General features: G+C 37.4%; 13 protein-coding genes. 6 read left to right on the top strand and 7 right to left on the bottom strand.

Annotated features, from left to right (window positions below; genetic code table 11):
• Nucleotides 1-14: 14 nt before the first annotated feature.
• Entirely contained in the window at nucleotides 15-305 is a 291-nt protein-coding gene (locus tag J8L70_RS12745; RefSeq protein WP_211055974.1) for an MliC family protein, read from the bottom strand.
• A gap of 116 nt (nucleotides 306-421) precedes the next feature.
• Here J8L70_RS12745 and J8L70_RS12750 point away from each other — a divergent pair, with 116 nt between their 5' ends.
• Both J8L70_RS12750 and J8L70_RS12755 read left to right on the top strand, forming a co-directional pair.
• Nucleotides 422-1,330, top strand: coding sequence for a DUF808 domain-containing protein (locus tag J8L70_RS12750; protein WP_211055975.1), 909 nt, complete (start codon nucleotides 422-424; stop codon nucleotides 1,328-1,330).
• 99 nt (nucleotides 1,331-1,429) lie between these two features.
• Entirely contained in the window at nucleotides 1,430-3,391 is a 1,962-nt protein-coding gene (locus tag J8L70_RS12755; RefSeq protein WP_211055976.1) for a S9 family peptidase, read from the top strand.
• Between the two features lie 43 nt (nucleotides 3,392-3,434).
• Here J8L70_RS12755 and J8L70_RS12760 read toward each other — a convergent pair whose 3' ends face one another.
• The 3 genes from J8L70_RS12760 to J8L70_RS12770 form a co-directional block, all read right to left on the bottom strand.
• Nucleotides 3,435-4,379, bottom strand: coding sequence for a tetratricopeptide repeat protein (locus J8L70_RS12760; RefSeq protein WP_211055977.1), 945 nt, complete (start codon nucleotides 4,377-4,379; stop codon nucleotides 3,435-3,437).
• Between the two features lie 92 nt (nucleotides 4,380-4,471).
• Nucleotides 4,472-5,869, bottom strand: coding sequence for a M20/M25/M40 family metallo-hydrolase (locus J8L70_RS12765; RefSeq protein WP_211055978.1), 1,398 nt, complete (start codon nucleotides 5,867-5,869; stop codon nucleotides 4,472-4,474).
• A gap of 127 nt (nucleotides 5,870-5,996) precedes the next feature.
• A complete protein-coding gene (locus J8L70_RS12770) occupies nucleotides 5,997-8,075 on the bottom strand; it encodes a TonB-dependent receptor (RefSeq protein ID WP_211055979.1) in 2,079 nt (692 codons plus the stop codon).
• Nucleotides 8,076-8,271: 196 nt separating this feature from the next.
• On the opposite strand from J8L70_RS12770, the gene dbpA reads away from it, so the two are divergent.
• Nucleotides 8,272-9,660: an ATP-dependent RNA helicase DbpA gene (dbpA, locus tag J8L70_RS12775; protein ID WP_211055980.1), complete on the top strand. Its 1,389-nt coding sequence runs from the start codon at nucleotides 8,272-8,274 to the stop codon at nucleotides 9,658-9,660.
• Between the two features lie 2 nt (nucleotides 9,661-9,662).
• On the opposite strand, the gene J8L70_RS12780 is transcribed toward dbpA, so the two are convergent.
• Entirely contained in the window at nucleotides 9,663-10,232 is a 570-nt protein-coding gene (locus J8L70_RS12780) for a DNA-J related domain-containing protein (protein ID WP_211055981.1), read from the bottom strand.
• Between the two features lie 74 nt (nucleotides 10,233-10,306).
• Between J8L70_RS12780 and J8L70_RS12785 the strand changes: the two genes are divergently transcribed.
• On the top strand, nucleotides 10,307-13,111 hold the full coding sequence (locus J8L70_RS12785) for a tetratricopeptide repeat protein (protein WP_211055982.1): 2,805 nt from the start codon (nucleotides 10,307-10,309) through the stop codon (nucleotides 13,109-13,111).
• A 74-nt stretch (nucleotides 13,112-13,185) separates the two neighbouring features.
• Here J8L70_RS12785 and rho read toward each other — a convergent pair whose 3' ends face one another.
• Nucleotides 13,186-14,445, bottom strand: coding sequence for a transcription termination factor Rho (gene rho, locus J8L70_RS12790; RefSeq protein ID WP_211055983.1), 1,260 nt, complete (start codon nucleotides 14,443-14,445; stop codon nucleotides 13,186-13,188).
• 181 nt (nucleotides 14,446-14,626) lie between these two features.
• Nucleotides 14,627-14,953: a thioredoxin TrxA gene (trxA, locus tag J8L70_RS12795; protein WP_211055984.1), complete on the bottom strand. Its 327-nt coding sequence runs from the start codon at nucleotides 14,951-14,953 to the stop codon at nucleotides 14,627-14,629.
• 91 nt (nucleotides 14,954-15,044) lie between these two features.
• On the opposite strand from trxA, the gene rhlB reads away from it, so the two are divergent.
• Both rhlB and gppA read left to right on the top strand, forming a co-directional pair.
• A complete protein-coding gene (rhlB, locus tag J8L70_RS12800; protein WP_211055985.1) occupies nucleotides 15,045-16,322 on the top strand; it encodes an ATP-dependent RNA helicase RhlB in 1,278 nt (425 codons plus the stop codon).
• 45 nt (nucleotides 16,323-16,367) lie between these two features.
• A complete protein-coding gene (gene gppA, locus J8L70_RS12805) occupies nucleotides 16,368-17,864 on the top strand; it encodes a guanosine-5'-triphosphate,3'-diphosphate diphosphatase (protein WP_211055986.1) in 1,497 nt (498 codons plus the stop codon).
• Nucleotides 17,865-17,952 lie beyond the last annotated feature (88 nt).

The following is a 17,952-nucleotide window of genomic DNA, read 5'->3' on the forward strand; positions in this document are numbered from 1 at the left end:
TAATAAAGTGTTTTTTATGGTGATTTTATTAATCCACAATGATATTTATTACCCGCTTTTATGAGCATAGATTCATTGCCTTTTTGCCAAAATAATATCTGTTTATTTGTAAACTTTTCTCCTGATGCGCTTCTCTCTCTCGTTAAATAATATGTTTTATTATGCATGATTAGTGATAAAGTATTGTTTTTTATAAGTGTTGTTATTTTAATTGTTCCATCACATAGGTAACTTTGCTTAATGCTGGATTGTTCGCACCCTATTAATGCTAATAAAGTAAGAAGTAGCGTTAGTAACTTAGTCATCGTGCTTACCTATTAAAATACATGGTGTGAGCATACCTTAAGTTAAATTAACCTTTGGTTAAAATATAACTTTACGTTATGTTGGGGGCATTAAATTTTTTTAGCTAGGAAGCATCATGGCTGGTACTAACCTTTTAACCCTCTTAGATGACATAACAACATTACTTGATGATATTGCTGCAATGAGTAAAGTGGCCACTAAAAAAACCGCGGGGGTTTTAGGCGATGATTTAGCATTAAATGCACAGCAAGTAACAGGAGTCGCGGCAGATAGAGAGTTACCTGTGGTATGGGCTGTAGCTAAAGGGTCATTGTTAAATAAAGCTTTATTAGTACCTGCTGCATTAATGATCAGTGTGTGGATGCCTTGGTTGATCACTCCGTTATTAATAATGGGGGGGCTGTTTTTATGTTTTGAAGGGGCAGAAAAAGTCTTTGCTAAGTTTTTACCTCATGAGCAAGAAGAATCTGACGAACAAAAAAGTCAGCAAGATCTCGTTAAGTTCGAACAACAAAAAATTAAAGGGGCCGTTCGTACAGACTTTATTTTATCGGCCGAAATAATTGTAATTACTTTAGGTACGGTTGCTGGGGCCAGTTTAATAAATCAAGCATTAGTATTATGTGTTATTGCAATATTAATGACTGTCGGGGTTTATGGGCTTGTGGCAGTTATTGTTAAGCTCGATGATGCAGGAGTTTATTTATTAAATCAGTCGAAGCTAAATGCGAATAAATTTAAAGAATTCCTAGGGAAAGGGTTATTAGCCACAGCCCCGCGGTTAATGCAGTTTTTAGCTTTTGCCGGTACAGTAGCGATGTTTTTAGTCGGAGGAGGCATACTTACTCATGGTCTTGAGTTTCTACATCATTTACAAATTAGCTTTGTTAATTTTTCCCAAGAGTTATTAGGTGCAATTGGCCAGACATTAGCGCCTCTTTTGTTTGATGGCATATCAGGTATGCTTGCTGGCTTATGCATAGTCTTAATACATCTAGGTTGGCAAAAAACAATGAAAAAATAATGTTAACTATTGTAAACAGTATGCTTGTGTAATGTTTTTTATAGATTTTTTTTTGTTACTATCTGTTTGTTATAAAAATGGTAAATAAAGGGAAATTTTATGAATAATAAAAAGGTGATCGTGCTTTTTTTAGTACTATTGTTGGTATGTTGCAAGAGTTTTGCAATAAATACATTGGTTCCTATCGATAGCTTTAGTAAAGGAGCTGAGTTTGTATCAGTAAAAATATCACCTGATGGAAAGTACCTAGCGGTCATAGCAAAACCAGAAGGTAAAAATGTACTTATGATTTTAGATGCACAAAAATTTACTGTGCATCATACAGTCAGTTTTCCTGGAAATGCACAGGTGGGTGGATATTCATGGGTAAATAATAAGCGTATTGTGTTAGCCAAAGAGTACTTAAAAGGTTGGCAAGATCACCCTGAGTATCGTGGCGAGCTGTTTGGTGTGAATGCAGATGGTAGTCAGAGTAAATATTTAGTCGGCTATCAAGGCGAAATGCAAACGGGGAGCCGAATCAAAAAAGCAACACCACTAAATGGCACATCATATATTCTAGATCCATTAATCAATGATGATCGAAAAATGTTAATCGTTACCTATCCTTGGACAGCTGCAAATGAGCCTCATACTGACGTTTATAAAGTTGACGTTTATTCAGGGAAAAGAAAAAGAATTACCCGCTCTCCAACAAGAATGGCTCGTTTTTTAACTGACCACGAAGGCAATGTTCGTGTTGCTGTATCTACAGATGATTATATTAAATCGAGTATTTACACAAAAGAGCTGTCTGGCGGGCAGTGGGTCGAACTTAATTTAGGTGATTTAGCTTTAAGTAATGTGAATTTAAGAGCATTTGATAGTACTGGTGAATCGGTATTTATCACTGCATCTTTAAGTGGTGAAGAAGAAGGTTTATATAAACTGAACCTAACAACCAAAGCATTTGATCTTATTCATAAAGAGCCAGGTGTTTCACCTAAAAGAGTATGGGTAGATGAAGTCTCAAAAGAGTTGTTTGCAATAGAAAGTGAACTGGGGTACCCAACTTACGCTTTTATTGATGGAGAATCACATAAAAGTGATAGATTAAAAGCACTATTACAAGTATTGCAAGGTAATCAGGTGCAATTAGTGAGTAGTACGTTAGATGGTAATATGAGCGTTATTTATAGCTCGAGTGATAGTAACCCAGGAAGCTACTATTTATTTAATGCGTTAAATAATAAGCTAAATTTTTTATTTTCATCGCGAAGTTGGTTAAACCCCGAACAGATGGCTATAACAAAACCAATTAACTTTAAAGCGAGAGATGGGTTAACCATACATGGCTATTTAACTATCCCAAATAATGCACAAGAAAAGAATTTACCATTAGTGGTTATGCCACATGGTGGCCCTCACGGTCCACGTGATTGGTGGGGATTTGATTCTGATGCCCAAGTATTAGCAAGTCGTGGTATCGCAGTGCTGAAGGTTAATTTTAGAGGTTCTGGCGGCTTTGGTCGTAACTTTGAACATGCTGGGCATTTGAAATGGGGCAGCGAAATTCAATTTGATATTATTGATGGTGTAAAACACTTAATTGCACAAGGGACTGTAAATAAAGATAATATGTGTATTATGGGGGCTAGCTTTGGTGGTTACTCTGCATTGCAAAGTTCAATTATTGAACCTGATATGTTTAAGTGTGCTATAGGGGTTATAGGTATTTATGATTTACCACTTATGTTTAAAGTAGGTGATGTAGCTGATCGAGATAGCGGGCAGCGCTACCTAACACAAGTTTTAGGCACGGATGAACAGCAATTAAAGGCATTTTCACCTAGTTATAATATTGATAAGTTAAAAGCACCTGTTTTAATCGTTCATGGTGGGCAAGATGAAAGGGCACCTATAGAACAAGCAGAGTCTTTAATTAAAGCATTAAAAAAACAGACGCATCCATATGAATATATGCTTTTAGAGGATGAAGGACACGGTTTTTATAACTCGGAGCACAGAGCGAGTTATTATAAAAAAGTGCTTAGTTTCTTAGAGCAACATATGACATTTTAAAATAGATTGAGATAAATATATGGCCAGCTTTTGCTGGCCATTTTTATTTACAATCGGTACTTTCTTTACATAGTAGAGCTAATTCGTGGCGTGCTTTTTTATTGCCTTGCGCCATCGATTTTTTATACCAAAATAATGCAGTTTTATTATTTTTAGCAACGCCTTGTCCATCTCGATACATTTGCGCTAAGTTAAGTTGTCCCCACTGAGAACCCGACTCTGCAGCTAAAGTAAAGCTTTTAGCTGCTTGGATATATAAGCCTGCTTTATAATAATTAACCCCTTGTTGATTATTATCATCAAGTTTAAGCCCTTGGTATAAAGGCTTTGGTTTGGGTGGAAACATAACAAAGCCACCATACAAGCTATAAGCCTTTGGCCTTAATACCTCGTAAATAACCCCTTGATTATATAATGTATGTACTTGTTTTCGTGGCAGGGTGAGGTGAGAGTGAGAAAAGTAACCCGATTGAACCAGTAAACTGGTGCGCATTGCCATCGTGATCCCATTATTACGTTTGTAACTGTAATTACTCACCTGAAAAGTAATGGTATCTTTATTAAACTTTATAACTTGAGCCACTTTTAAGTTAGTAAGTGTCCACGCCTCCCCAGTAAATTTATCAGCAACAATTAAATAAGTATCATATGCTTTGGGGTTATCAACATAGCTTTGCTGTAATTGTAGATTTTCAATGTATTGTTGGTAACCATAAAGCGCAAGCAGCACACTAAAAATAAGGCCAATAACATATTTAGGTAAGCTTATAAGCTCTAAAAAAGGCTGTTTTATTAGTGATGTTCGCTCGGATTGTCCACATTGATAGCATTCAAAAAGATAACGTAATTTTAGTGGGATGATAGGTAAAATTATAAAACGCAAAAAGCGGCTTTGATTAACTAAGTGGTAGGTATTGTGTTGGCAATGTGGGCACTCTCGGACACATGAAAAGTTTGCCATTGATTGGCTAACGTTAAACAGTAACATAGTGACACCTACCTTAATTTAGTTATTAATAAGGTAAATTAAGATAGGTGTTATTTAAAGCAACAAACTGTAAGTAAGTATGTCGATATTTTTTACTGCGTTGGTTTTGCTTTTATCGTGGTTTTTGCGTCGGCTGCCATTAATGCAAAAACGGCATAGCTTGCTGTGTTTTGGCGTAACTTGTCAGGGTTTACCTTATCAAGAGTATCATCGGCAGTATGGTGATAATCAAAGTAATCAGTACCATCTTGATGAAGCTCAAAAATAGGTGCGTTTGTGGTATTTTTTAACGGAATAAGATCCGGACCTCCTTTAGCACTATTTTTACCAATATACTGTACATTTAACGATGCGAGTTGTTTTGCTATTGCTCTAACGACCGGTAATGATGCTGCATTTACATTCGACTCAAAACCATATACCACATCAGCACCAAAATCAGATTCAGCGGCGGCAACAATTTTATCTAACTCAGTTTCATGTTGTTTAAAGTAAGCTTTTGCTCCCCAAAGGCCAAGCTCTTCGGCTGCAAATAACACCACACGGATGCTACGCTTAGGGCGTTTTATGTCACTAATATGTTTTGCTGCTGCCATGGTTAGGGCAACACCCGCGCCATCATCGAGTGCGCCTGTGCCTAAATCCCATGAATCTAAGTGACCCCCAATCAATACATATTGTTCTGGGTTTTCGCTACCGTTAAATTGGCCGATTACGTTGTAACTTGTGCCTTCACCATAATTTTTAGTTTGCACATTAATATTGACGGTAACGTTTTTATTAAGCGCGACTAAGCGTGCGATTTGATCTGCATCTGGGTTAGCGATTGTCACGTTAGGTATTTTTTTTACACCCGCCTGATAATGACTCCCTCCGGTATGAGCAAATCGGTGGTGAGCGGTACTCACTGAGCGCATCATGTATGCTATGGCGCCTTTTTTTGCTGCTTCTACAGCCCCGTTTGAGCGAGCTTTTACTGCGGGACCATAACCGTTGCCATCGATATGACGGTTCATTTTATAATTAATATAAGCAATCTTACCTTTTAAGCTGTCTTTTGGTGCTGCAATGAGTTCATCAAGGGTTTCAAATAATACGACCGCAGCAGTAATTCCTTCTTTTGGAGTACTCACACTATTACCTAATGCTGTTAAATGAAGCGGTTGCTCACTGGGGGTGAGAATTTTTCCGCTTTCACTAAAACGTTGCCATTTAGGGAATGTTGCTTTTTCTATCCATACTTTATCAAAGCCAAGCTCTTTAAACTTAGCTTGAGCCCAAGCCACCGCTAATGCATCATTTTTACTACCCGGTAGGCGAGGACCAATTTCTGTTGTAAGCGACTCAAGAATATTAAAGCTTAAATTACTTTTGCTAATGTTTTCTTTTAATTGCTCAACTTGCTTTAGCTGTTTTGGCGTGAATTCTGTTTGTGCAGCAGATGCTAAAAAGCTACTTGCAAGCAGTAACCCTGTTATTAGTTTTTTCATAATTTACCTTAATTATATGTTGGTATATGACTATTAAAACATTAAAAAGAGACGTATAAAAACACGATGAGATGAAAAGCAAAAAGCCCGCATTATAAAATGCGGGCTTTTAATACGTTAACGTATATTAAAAGTTAAACTGTGCTGCTATACGAAAGTTAGTTCCCTCGCCAATAGTTACATTACCATTACCGCCACCGCCTAAGTAATCAGTATCAAATAGGTTTTCAACGTTAAGGCGTAAGTTTACATCTGTTTTGCTTAGGTTAAATTTATACGTAGCACCTACATCTACACGCGTATAAGCATCTTTTGTAATTAAATTGTCGCTGTCGGCAAAACGCTCGCCTTCATAAAAAGCACCAGCATTAAAAGCAATTGCGTCGTTTAGCTCATAGCGGGTCCATAATGATGCAGACCATTTTGGCGCATCGACAGGGCGCTTGCCTTGTAGATCTTCGTTAGCTTTTTCGTAATTAGCATCTAAATACATTGTAGACGCCATTACAAATAAGCGATCTGTTGCTGCGCCTTGTGCTGCTAGCTCAAAACCTTTGTGGCGCTGCTCACCTACTTGATTAGTTTCAGTTGTGATTGTACCAATCGGTATTTCAAGGTTTTCGGTTACCAACGTACCTTCTTTACTTATATCGAAAACAGCACCACTTAGCATTAAACGGTCATCAAATAGTTGCCATTTAATACCGACTTCTTTTTGTTCAGAAGTCACCGCATCGATTTCCATACCGAAATTAATATCTTCTTCGTCAGTAATCGTTTCATTTTGTGGCTCAAATCCTTCGGTGTAACTAGCATAAATAGTCGCTGATACATTTGGATGATAAAGCACACCGAATTTAGGTAAGAAAGATTCGTTATTTTGACCTTCACGAGTTTGTTTATCGAAACGTCCGCCAACGGATACTTGCCACTGTGGAGAAAAAGTGATTAAGTCTTGAGCGTAAATACCATAATAATCGTATTCGGTTTCACTTATAGTTAGATCGGTAACATAGCTAATATCAGGGCGAGTAGGCTCACTTTGTCCCGGTGATAAACTAAACGACTCACCAGATGTACGCAGTTGACCATAATAGTAATCTAAAGAATTTGCACCAATTAAAAATTGGTGGTGGATACCTGCTGTTTCAAACTCACCGATAAAATCGATAAATGCAGTGGTAAACTGCCAGTCATCGAAACGATCGTACGGGCTTGAAGTGTATGTATTCTCTTGTTCGTTGTAAGAATTTCTACTCGGGGCTGATTCAAAACGTTGACGTTCAAACGTTTGTTCGTTGTAGCCTAGGTTTACTTGCCAGTTATCTGATAGAAATACATTAAAATCTATTCCTACATTTTCTACCGTAATATCAGTAAATGCCCATGACATATCACGGATGGTTTTGTCATCGCCAATAACATTTGCATTATCGTCAATCCATGCACCCGTATCTAAGCCTGCTTTATCATCAGTACGGTCATAATGTACACGAACAAGCGCGTTGTCGCTAATATCGTAATCAACAACTAAGGCACCTAAAAAGCGATCACGCTCACGGTTTTCACCATTTTGATATTCACGCCAATATTCAACATCTTGTTTTACTAATATACCTCGGGCACGTAAATCTTCAGCTTCAGTAAGAGCACCGCTAGCATCAACCATAAAGCGTGTTGAACCATGCTGATCAACATCAGCACTGGCATTTAACAAGGTTTGTGCTGTCGGTTTTTTTGTAACCATGTTTACCAAGCCACCAGGACCCGATTGGCCATACAAAATACTTGATGGTCCTTTAATGACTTCAACCTGTTGAAGAATTTCGATTGGCTGTTGATAGTGAGACCAATGTTGGTGGCCATCACGTAAATAGCCAGTGCCTGAGCTTAGTTCAAAACCACGAAGGTTAAATACTTCACGGTTACGCTGCTGTGAGCCCGCTGTTAAGCTGGCATCATTAGTTAGTACTTCACCTAATGTAGTGGCTAGTTGCTCGCTAATTATTGTATCGCTGATAACTGTAACAGATTGGGCTGTTTCTAATAGTGAAGCAGATGTTCTCATTGCACCATTTGCGTTATCGACTTTATAGTCGTTAAAAAAGCTACCTTTTACTTCAATACGCTCGATATCTTTAGTATTGGCTTGCGCAGTTAATGAGTAACTTGCTAGTAGTGCTATATAAATAGAGTTCCGTTTCATTATTTTTTACCCAAAATGTTAATACAGTATAAAATTTTGATGCAGATGTTAATGCAAACCAGTCTCATTTACAGTGCTTTAATGTAATTCATACTCTATTCTGTGTTTGTGAATGGTTGCTAATAACGAATTCTGCTATTATTACCTTTATTCGTTGGGGGTTACCCCATGTTATTTATTGCAATGGGACTTACTTGTGACTGCAACCGCTTTTTCTTCTTTATCTTTACCTGCTGGGCTTGTCGATAACTTGTCAACGCTTGGTTATAACACGATGACACCAGTGCAGGCGCAAAGCTTGCCGCCTGTATTGCAGGGAAAAGATATTATTGCTCAGGCAAAAACAGGTTCAGGGAAAACAGCTGCGTTTAGCTTAGGTGTTTTAGCTAAATTAAATGTTAAGCGCTTTAGAATTCAATCGTTGGTGTTGTGTCCAACTCGAGAGCTTGCCGAGCAAGTTGCCGTAGAAATGCGAAAGTTAGCACGTGGTATTCATAATATTAAAATACTTACTTTATGCGGCGGCGTGTCGATTGGTCCCCAGATTGGCTCATTAGAGCATGGCGCCCACATTATAGTTGGTACACCTGGTCGTGTTGATGATCACATTCGCAAAGGCACACTTCGTTTAGACGATGTAGAGACGCTTGTACTCGATGAAGCAGATCAAATGCTTGATATGGGTTTTCAAGATACCTTAGATGCCATTATTGAACGTATTCCACAACAACGCCAAACGTTATTGTTTAGTGCAACTTTCCCACGGGCTATCGAAGCAATTGCAAAACGTGTACTTAAAAACCCAGAAATGGTTAAAGTAGAAGAAGAGCAAGAAAAAAGCACGATTAAGCAATATTTTTATAAAATGGATAACAATAAGCAGCGTTATTCCACTTTAAAGCTTTTATTACTTAAATTTACGCCTCAAAGTTGTGTGGTTTTTTGTAACACCAAAGTCGAAACGCAGCAAGTATGTGATGATTTAGCGAGTGAAGGTTTTAGTGCAGTTGCATTGCATGGTGATTTAGAACAGCGCGATCGTGAGCGCACACTTATCCATTTTGCTAATAAAAGTGCATCAATTTTAGTGGCCACCGATGTTGCTGCCCGTGGATTAGATATTGATGATATGGATATGGTTATTAACTATCATTTAGCACATGACCCTCAAACTCATGTTCATCGTGTTGGTCGTACCGGTCGTGCTGGTAAAAAAGGCGTTGCCTGTTCTATTTATGGTGATGCAGAGCAATTTAAAGTTGCTCAAATTGGTGATCACTATGAGAGAGATTTTTTACCTGAGCCGATGCCAGCCTTTAGTTTATTAGAAAAACCACCTTACAAACCTGAAATGGTCACCTTAATGATCGATGCTGGTAAAAAACAAAAAGTACGTGCGGGTGATATTTTAGGGGCTTTAACAGGTAAAGAAGGCATTGCCGGTCGTCAGGTTGGGAAAATTAATGTGCTTGATAATGTAGCCTTTGTTGCGGTAGAGCGTAACTCCTCTAAGCCTGCTTTACGAAAATTAACCGAGGGTAATATTAAAGGGCGTAAAATACGTGCTCGTCGGTTAAATCGTTAATGTTAATTTGAGCAGCATGTTTTTAGCTGCTCATATTCTTGCTTTAATTGTTTAAATTTATCATCACTGCCTTTACTTTTATCTGGGTGCGCCTGGATAGCTAATTTACGCCAGCGTTTTTGCAGCTCTTTAATTGTAAATTTTGCTGGTAATTGCCAGCGGTGAATAATTACCTGTTGATGTTCGCTATTAGTAAAAAGCGTTTGGTTATTCATTTTTTGCCAAAAACTCGCAAGCAGTTCGTTAATATCTGCAGTCGAGGCCTGATAGTTTTCCCAGTTCAAATAGTAATCTCTTAAAGAGTCATTGCCATGAATTAATGGCATGTTTGCATCGTTTAATAATTCAATATGCATTGCAGAAACGCGCAAGTAATTTGGCGTAATTTGTTGCTGTAATTGATAAAGCGCATTCATTATTAAAAAGTTTTTCTTAAATAGATTTTGCTTTGGTTGGGGGTCTAACAAAGGCAGCGTTAGCTTTTTTTCTAGCTCTGAAAGTAAAGTATGTACTTTGTATACTTTTTTGGTAATTATAATTTCAAAAATCACTTCGAGTAGTGGGTTTATCATTGTTTGCACTTAAGTAGTTGTGTATCTTCAATATAGTTTAACTAAAAAGAAGTATTAGCCGAAGGATGAGTATTATGCAAGGCAAGCTTAAACGTTGCCTGATTATTGTTTTTTATAGTGTACTTTTTTCCCCGACCTTAGCGTTAGGGAGTAATGAATTGTTCTTTGAGTTTGAACAAGCAAAAACGTTTGAATCGAAACTTGAACTGGCTAATACACTACTCAATAATAGTACGACGACTAATAAACAAAAAGCCGAGATCTATATTAGTCTTGCGGACTTGTCCTTTAAAAAAAATGATTACACTAATGCGATTAATTATTTTAAAGCATTAGAGCGTATAACGGATAAAAAATTTCTCCCTGATCAGCATTTTAGAGCTATAAAAATGCAAGGTGTGATCTTCTATTATCAGGGGCATTTTCAAAAAGCAATTTTTGAGTATTCACGGGCAATGCACATTGCCAATCAAGAATTTAAAAAAATAGAGCAAGCAAACCTACTCAGTAATATTGGCCTATCTTATTTTCAAATGGGGAATATGGAGCTAACCCTTAAACATTATTTAGATGCTAAAGAGTTATATCAAGCAGTAGGTTCGAAGCAAGACCAAAGTGATATTTTATTAAATATTGCTGGCGTGTATATCCGTTTATCTCGTTATGATAGGGCACTGATCATTTATAAAGAGGTACTTGGCGTATATCAATTACTCAATGATGAGTCGGGTATTGCACAAGTATACAATAATATGGGGGTTGCTTATTATGAGACTAATAAATATGACTTTGCTCTTCATTATTATCAATTAGCGTTACGATTTTATATATCAGCAAACAACGATAATAAACTCTCTACCCAATATAATAATTTGGCAACGGTTAATTTAATCCTTAACAATGTGAGTACTGCATATGAACAGGCACAATTAGCACTGGATTATGCAAAAAAAATATCAAATCATAGTCTAGAGCTTGCTGCCTTACACACTTTGGCACAGATACAGTTTATGCAAGGCGATTTAGCACAAGCTAAAGTCAATAACTCACGCTCTACTTTACTCGCAAAAAAATATGATAATGAACGCTTACTGATAGATGGCTTAGCCATAAAAAGTTTAATTCAGGCCGGTTCAGGTGAATATGTAGATGCCATTGTTTCAAATAAACACTTTGCTGATGAGCAAAAGCGTTTACGTAGCCAGGCAATTGTAAAAGGACTTGCTTTATTACAAAACGAATTTAAAGCGACGCAATTAAATCAAGAAATTGAACAATTAAAACAAGAGCGCCAAGTACAGTCTTTAAAAATGTCGCAACGTAATCAATCTACTGTATTTGTATTCCTTGTATTAATTTTATTAGGAACGTTAGGCGTGGCAATTTATCGCAGAAATAGTGAAAAACGCGCGAAACAACAATTAGCAGAACAAGTTGAACAACGAACCATTGAATTACAAAATGTTGCTAAAGAATTACGTAAAGCGAATGAGGTGAAAAGTCAGTTTCTAGCAAATATAAGTCATGAAATTCGTACCCCTCTCACTGCTATATTAGGTCAAGCAGATGATTTAATGAAGGGCTTGTATAAACCAGAACAATTGCAAAGTGAACTACAAGTTATTCATCGCCAGGGGGAGCACCTAAAAAGCTTAATTAATGATGTACTCGATCTTAGTAAAATAGAAGCTAATCGATTAGAGCTCAATGCATCACGATTTGATTTTGTGCAATTAGTAACAGATATTCATAATATGTTTATTTCGCAAGCTAACAGTAAAGGCTTAAAATTAATTTTAAATAATAATATAAGCGAGCATTTTTATACTCAGTTAGACGCTATACGGATTAAGCAAATTTTAATAAACTTATACGCTAATGCGTTAAAGTTTACAGCGCAAGGCAGCATTACTTTAGTGCTTGATCGTACCGACCATGGAATTGTTTGTGTAGTCAAAGACACGGGTATTGGTATGAACAATGAACAATTGAAATTAATTTTTGAATATTTTAAGCAAGCAGATAATAGTATTAGTAGACGCTTTGGCGGGACCGGGCTTGGGTTAAGCTTATCACAGCAACTGGCTACTATGATGGGAGGCTATATTAGCGTTAAAAGTGAATATAAAAAAGGAAGCCAGTTTTCGTTTTATGTTCCTTGTACCGAATTGCCGGTAGAGTCGATTGAATTACCCCATGAAACAACAGCGTTTAATAAAAAAAGCTTATCAGGTAAGGTTTTATTAGCAGAAGATCATGATGATAATCGCCGTTTAATAAGTCGTTATCTGCGCTCTTTAGGCTTGGATGTTATTGTAGTTGAAAATGGCGAGCAAGCGGTAGAGGTATGCTTAAAAGAATACCCAGACCTTGTTTTATTAGATATTCAAATGCCTGTTATGGATGGCATTAAAGCATTACAGTTATTAAAAGAATGTGCGTATCAGCAGCCTATTTTTGCGTTAACAGCGAATGTGATGAGTCATGAAATTGATCATTACCTTGCATTGGGTTTTACCGATTATTTATCTAAGCCAATAGATAAAGAGTTGTTTTATAACGCGCTGGCAAAGTACTTAAAACTTGATGCTACAAAGCAAAGCGAAATAAAAAATGTCGATATTAGCGATCTTGTGCAAAGTTTTAAGCAAAGCTTCACCGTAGAAAGAAGTAAAATCGCCCGCCATGCAGAGCAAAATGACTTTGATAACCTAAAAAAAGATGCCCATAGATTATTAGGTGCGGCAAAAATGTTTGGTGTAATAGATGTAAGCGAAGCTGCTAACGATCTTGAAAAGGGATTACAGAGAAAGGATGTACATCAAATAAACGTGTTAACTAATAAGCTTTTATCCGTTTTATTAAAGTACGAACGTTAAACGAATGACAAAAAAATTGCCTGTATGAAAGTTCATATTAAGTACTTTTCACACAGGCGCTTTGCAGTCTAACTTTATTTTCTTTTCATTGAGTCAAAAAATTCATCATTGGTTTTGCTCATACCAAGCTTATCAATTAAAAATTCCATCGCATCAATTTCAGGCATTTCGTGGACTATCTTACGTAAAATCCACAGTTTTTGTAGTTCATCCGGTTTTGTAAGTAGCTCTTCACGACGAGTGCCTGAACGGTTAAAGTCGATAGCAGGGAATACACGTTTTTCAGCAATTTTACGATTAAGGTGCAATTCCATATTACCTGTACCTTTAAACTCTTCGTAGATAACTTCATCCATTTTAGAGCCGGTATCGATAAGCGCTGTTGCAATAATCGTTAAGCTGCCGCCTTCTTCTACATTACGTGCAGCACCAAAGAAACGCTTTGGTTTATGTAGTGCGTTTGCATCCACACCACCAGTAAGTACTTTACCTGATGATGGAATTACCGTGTTATAAGCACGTGCTAAACGTGTAATTGAATCGAGTAAAATGACCACATCTTTTTTATGCTCAACTAAGCGTTTTGCTTTTTCTATAACCATTTCGGCTACTTGAACATGGCGTGAGGCTGGTTCATCAAACGTTGACGCAATCACTTCGCCTTTAACTAGGCGTTGCATTTCAGTCACTTCTTCTGGGCGCTCATCAATAAGCAAAACCATTAAAGTTGCATCAGGGTGGTTATAAGAAATTGATTGCGCAATGTTTTGTAATAACATTGTTTTACCCGCTTTAGGCGGAGCAACAATTAGCGCACGTTGACCACGACCGATTGGTGATGCAAGGTCAAGTACACGCGCTGTAATATCTTCTGTACTACCGTTACCACGTTCCATGCGAAAGCGTTCGTTTGCATGTAAAGGGGTTAAGTTTTCAAACAGAATTTTAGTACGTGAATTTTCAGGTCTATCAAAATTCACTTCGTTAACTTTTAATAAAGCAAAGTAACGTTCGCCATCTTTTGGTGGACGAATAAGACCAGCAATTGAATCGCCAGTACGCATACTAAAGCGGCGAATTTGGCTCGGTGATACATAGATGTCATCTGGGCCAGCTAAGTAAGAGGCTTCTGACGATCTAAGAAAGCCAAAACCGTCTTGTAAAATTTCTAATACACCGCCGCCAAAGATATTTTCTCCACTTTTGGCGTGGGCCTTTAAAATAGCAAAGATAATATCTTGCTTTCTCAGGCGGGCTACGTTTTCGAGCCCCATGGACTCAGCTAAGTTTACAAGTTCTTTTATAGACTTGTCTTTTAATTCGCGTAAATGCATATTGGTGGGTTCTTTATTACAATTGTCATACTCATAATCATTTTGATCGTTGAGTGAGGTTTGTTGAATATAACTAAGGATTAGTTGGTTTAATAAACTAGCAGGTCACTGGCAGGTCGTCCAGTATTAATACAAAATAAACGTAAAAAAAGGGCAAAAAGGCCCTTTTTTTACTTTTTTATTAAATGTTGTTCTCTAAAAACTCAACTAATTGTGTTTTAGAAAGTGCACCAACTTTAGTTGCTGCTACCTGACCATCTTTAAAAAGAAGTAATGTAGGGATGCCACGAATACCAAATTTTGGTGGTGTGCCTGCATTTTGGTCGATGTTTAATTTAGCAATTGTAACGCGCCCATCAAACTCTTCAGCTACTTCTTGAAGAATCGGTGCAATCATTTTACAAGGTCCACACCACTCAGCCCAAAAATCAACAAGTACAGGTTGTCCCGACTGTAATACATCTGCTTCAAAGCTATCGTCAGTAATTTGGATTATTTTTTCGCTCATTGCGCTCTCCGGTTTAGTTTGGAAAATTATTTAATGCGTATTTAAACACTCTTGTTTCTTATTGCAAGTTTAAACGTTATGCTTAAACGCTATGACTAAGACACATTTGACCGATAAAAAGTTTTCAGACTTTGCTATAGCACCGGAAGTGGTTGCCGGATTAACCGCGAGTGGGTTCGAATATTGCACACCCATTCAAGCTAAATGCCTACCTTTTATTTGTGATGGACGCGATATTGCGGGCCAAGCACAAACGGGTACAGGCAAAACAATGGCTTTTTTAACAGCCACTTGCCATAGGTTACTACAAACTAGCAAAGCATCTAGTAAACATCCAAGAGCCCTGATCATGGCCCCCACTCGGGAGCTTGCGATTCAGATCCACAACGATGCAAAAATTTTAGCGCCACACTGTAATCTTAACTTAGGTTTAGTATATGGTGGCGAAGACTATGAAAAACAACGCGCACAGCTAGAAAAAGGCGTTGATATTTTAATTGGCACAACAGGTCGCCTTATCGACTTGTATAAACAAGGGTATTATACCCTTAACGAAATTGAAGTTGTTGTATTAGACGAAGCCGATCGTATGTTTGATTTAGGCTTTATTAAAGACATACGTTACATGTTTAGTCGTATGCCAGATACAGCACAGCGACTTAACTTACTTTTCTCTGCGACTTTATCTTATCGTGTACAAGAGCTTGCTTTTGAGCATATGACTAACCCAGAGCATGTGCAAATCGAACCTGACGTTAAAACCGGTAAGCGAATTAAAGAAGAGTTATTTCATCCTTCTCAAGATGACAAAACAAAGCTATTGCTTACATTAATTGAAGAAGAGTGGCCAGAAAAAGCAATTGTATTTGCAAATACTAAGCACAGTTGTGAAACAGTATATGCCTGGTTAAAAGCAGATGGACATCGTGTAGGGTTATTAACCGGTGATGTAAATCAGAAAAAACGTCAAGCGATCTTATCGCAATTCACCAAAGGTGATCTTGATATATTGGTTGCAACAGATGTTGCTGCTCGCGGCCTGCATATTCCAGAAGTAAGTCACGTGTTTAATTTTGATTTACCCGATGATTGCGAAGATTATGTTCACCGAATAGGTCGGACAGGTCGTGCTGGTGCATCAGGGCATGCAATTAGTTTTGCGTGTGAGCAATATGCTTATAATCTTCATGAAATCGAAGAATATATTGAGCATAGCATTCCATTATCTCATTACGATAAAACAGCATTGCTTGATGACTTAACAAAGCCTACTATTCATAGAAAGCGCAACTATTCTAATGGACCTCGAAATCGTAGTAATAACAACGGACGTCGCCCTAACAATAGTTACCAAAAAGGACGGTCGTAAATTGGCCGTTAGTATTTAGTCGTAGTAACGCGAGGTTTTTGAACGGTGGGGCAACAACTAATACCGCAAAAAAATGTATATGCAGTAATTGATTTAGGTTCAAATAGCTTTCACATGCTAATTGCCAAATCAATTGCTGATGGCATACAAACGATTGGCCGTGTTAAGCGAAAGGTAAGGTTAGCAGCCGGGCTTGACGATAATAATGTTTTAAGCTGTGAAGCTATGCAGCGAGGTTGGGAATGCTTAGCGCTATTTGCAGAGCGCTTACAAGATATCCCTAAAAAAAATGTCACTATCGTTGCAACTGCCACTTTACGTTTGGCAACGAATGCAGATGTATTTAAACAAAAAGCAGAAAAAATACTTGGCCATAAAATAAATGTAATAAGTGGCGAGCTAGAAGCGCGAACTATATATAAAGGCGTTGCGCATACATCATCTTGCTCTGGTAATCAGTTAGTAATAGATATCGGTGGAGCGAGTACCGAAGTCGTTATCGGTAAAAGCTTTGATGCATTACATTACACAAGCCTAAATATGGGGTGTGTTACTTTCCTAGAGCGTTACTTTAAAGATCAGCTGTTAAATCATATAAATTTCAATAATGCGATCAATGCCGCACAAGAAATAGTTGATGATATTGCCTGTGAATACAAAGCAACTGGATGGGAAGTTGCTTCAGGTGCTTCCGGTACTGTGCAAGCAATTCAAGAAATCATGGTGGCGCAAAATAAAAGTGATTTATTAACACTAGAAAAATTAAATATAATAAAAGAACAGGCGATTGCTTATAACACTATTTCTGCGTTAGCTTTGCCTGGCTTAAGTGAAGATCGAAGGTTGGTCTTTGTTTCTGGTTTAGCCATATTAATTGCTTTATTTAAATCACTTGAAATTAAAAAAATGGGACTCGCGGGTGGAGCACTTCGAGAAGGTGTTTTATATAGCATGGTGCCGCAGCTTAATAGCAAAGATATTCGTAAGCGAACTGTAGATGGTTTTATGACCCGCTATCACGTTGACCAAAAACAGGCGAATCGAGTCTGTTGTTTAGCGTTACAATTAGCCGAAAGTGTTTCTGTTGATTGGCCAATTAAAGAAATGCAAGGATTAGCTTTATTAAAAGCGACCTCTAAATTACACGAACTTGGTTTGATTATAGAATATAAACAGTATCATCAGCACACTGCTTATATTTTAGAAAAAACAGAAATGCCTGGCTTTTCTCAATCTGAACATAAGTTAATAGCCGCCGTGGCAAAAACCCACCGAGAAGATATTACACCAAATTGCTTTGCTGATTTGGGTGCCAATAGTTTATTAGCTCAATACTTAGTAAGAATATTACGTCTTGCTGTGATTCTATCGATGCGTAGACAAGATGACGTATTACCGAGTTTTGAATTAACAGCACAAAATGACGAGTTAAACTTAAAATTTGCTACAAACTGGCTAAAAGAGCATCCTTTAATGGCAAGTGAGCTTTATCAAGAGTCAAAACAACAAGAAAGAGCTGGCTGGAAATTAGTTGTTCAGTGAAATGAAGGACTAATTTGGTTAATTTAGTTGTTAAAGTAACCGTTTAGATTGAAAAACAATCTAAACGCATTTTATTTATAAAAAAATC

This window comes from Pseudoalteromonas sp. MMG010, from assembly GCF_018100905.1.
GTDB lineage: Bacteria > Pseudomonadota > Gammaproteobacteria > Enterobacterales > Alteromonadaceae > Pseudoalteromonas.

Coding starts and splice junctions, on each gene's coding strand:
- J8L70_RS12750 (WP_211055975.1), top strand. CDS start 422: ATGGCTGGTACTAACCTTTTAACCCTCTTAGATGACATAACAACATTA.
- rho (WP_211055983.1), bottom strand. CDS start 14,445: ATGCATTTACGCGAATTAAAAGACAAGTCTATAAAAGAACTTGTAAAC.
- J8L70_RS12755 (WP_211055976.1), top strand. CDS start 1,430: ATGAATAATAAAAAGGTGATCGTGCTTTTTTTAGTACTATTGTTGGTA.
- J8L70_RS12770 (WP_211055979.1), bottom strand. CDS start 8,075: ATGAAACGGAACTCTATTTATATAGCACTACTAGCAAGTTACTCATTA.
- J8L70_RS12780 (WP_211055981.1), bottom strand. CDS start 10,232: ATGATAAACCCACTACTCGAAGTGATTTTTGAAATTATAATTACCAAA.
- J8L70_RS12745 (WP_211055974.1), bottom strand. CDS start 305: ATGACTAAGTTACTAACGCTACTTCTTACTTTATTAGCATTAATAGGG.
- trxA (WP_211055984.1), bottom strand. CDS start 14,953: ATGAGCGAAAAAATAATCCAAATTACTGACGATAGCTTTGAAGCAGAT.
- rhlB (WP_211055985.1), top strand. CDS start 15,045: ATGACTAAGACACATTTGACCGATAAAAAGTTTTCAGACTTTGCTATA.
- J8L70_RS12785 (WP_211055982.1), top strand. CDS start 10,307: ATGCAAGGCAAGCTTAAACGTTGCCTGATTATTGTTTTTTATAGTGTA.
- J8L70_RS12765 (WP_211055978.1), bottom strand. CDS start 5,869: ATGAAAAAACTAATAACAGGGTTACTGCTTGCAAGTAGCTTTTTAGCA.
- J8L70_RS12760 (WP_211055977.1), bottom strand. CDS start 4,379: ATGTTACTGTTTAACGTTAGCCAATCAATGGCAAACTTTTCATGTGTC.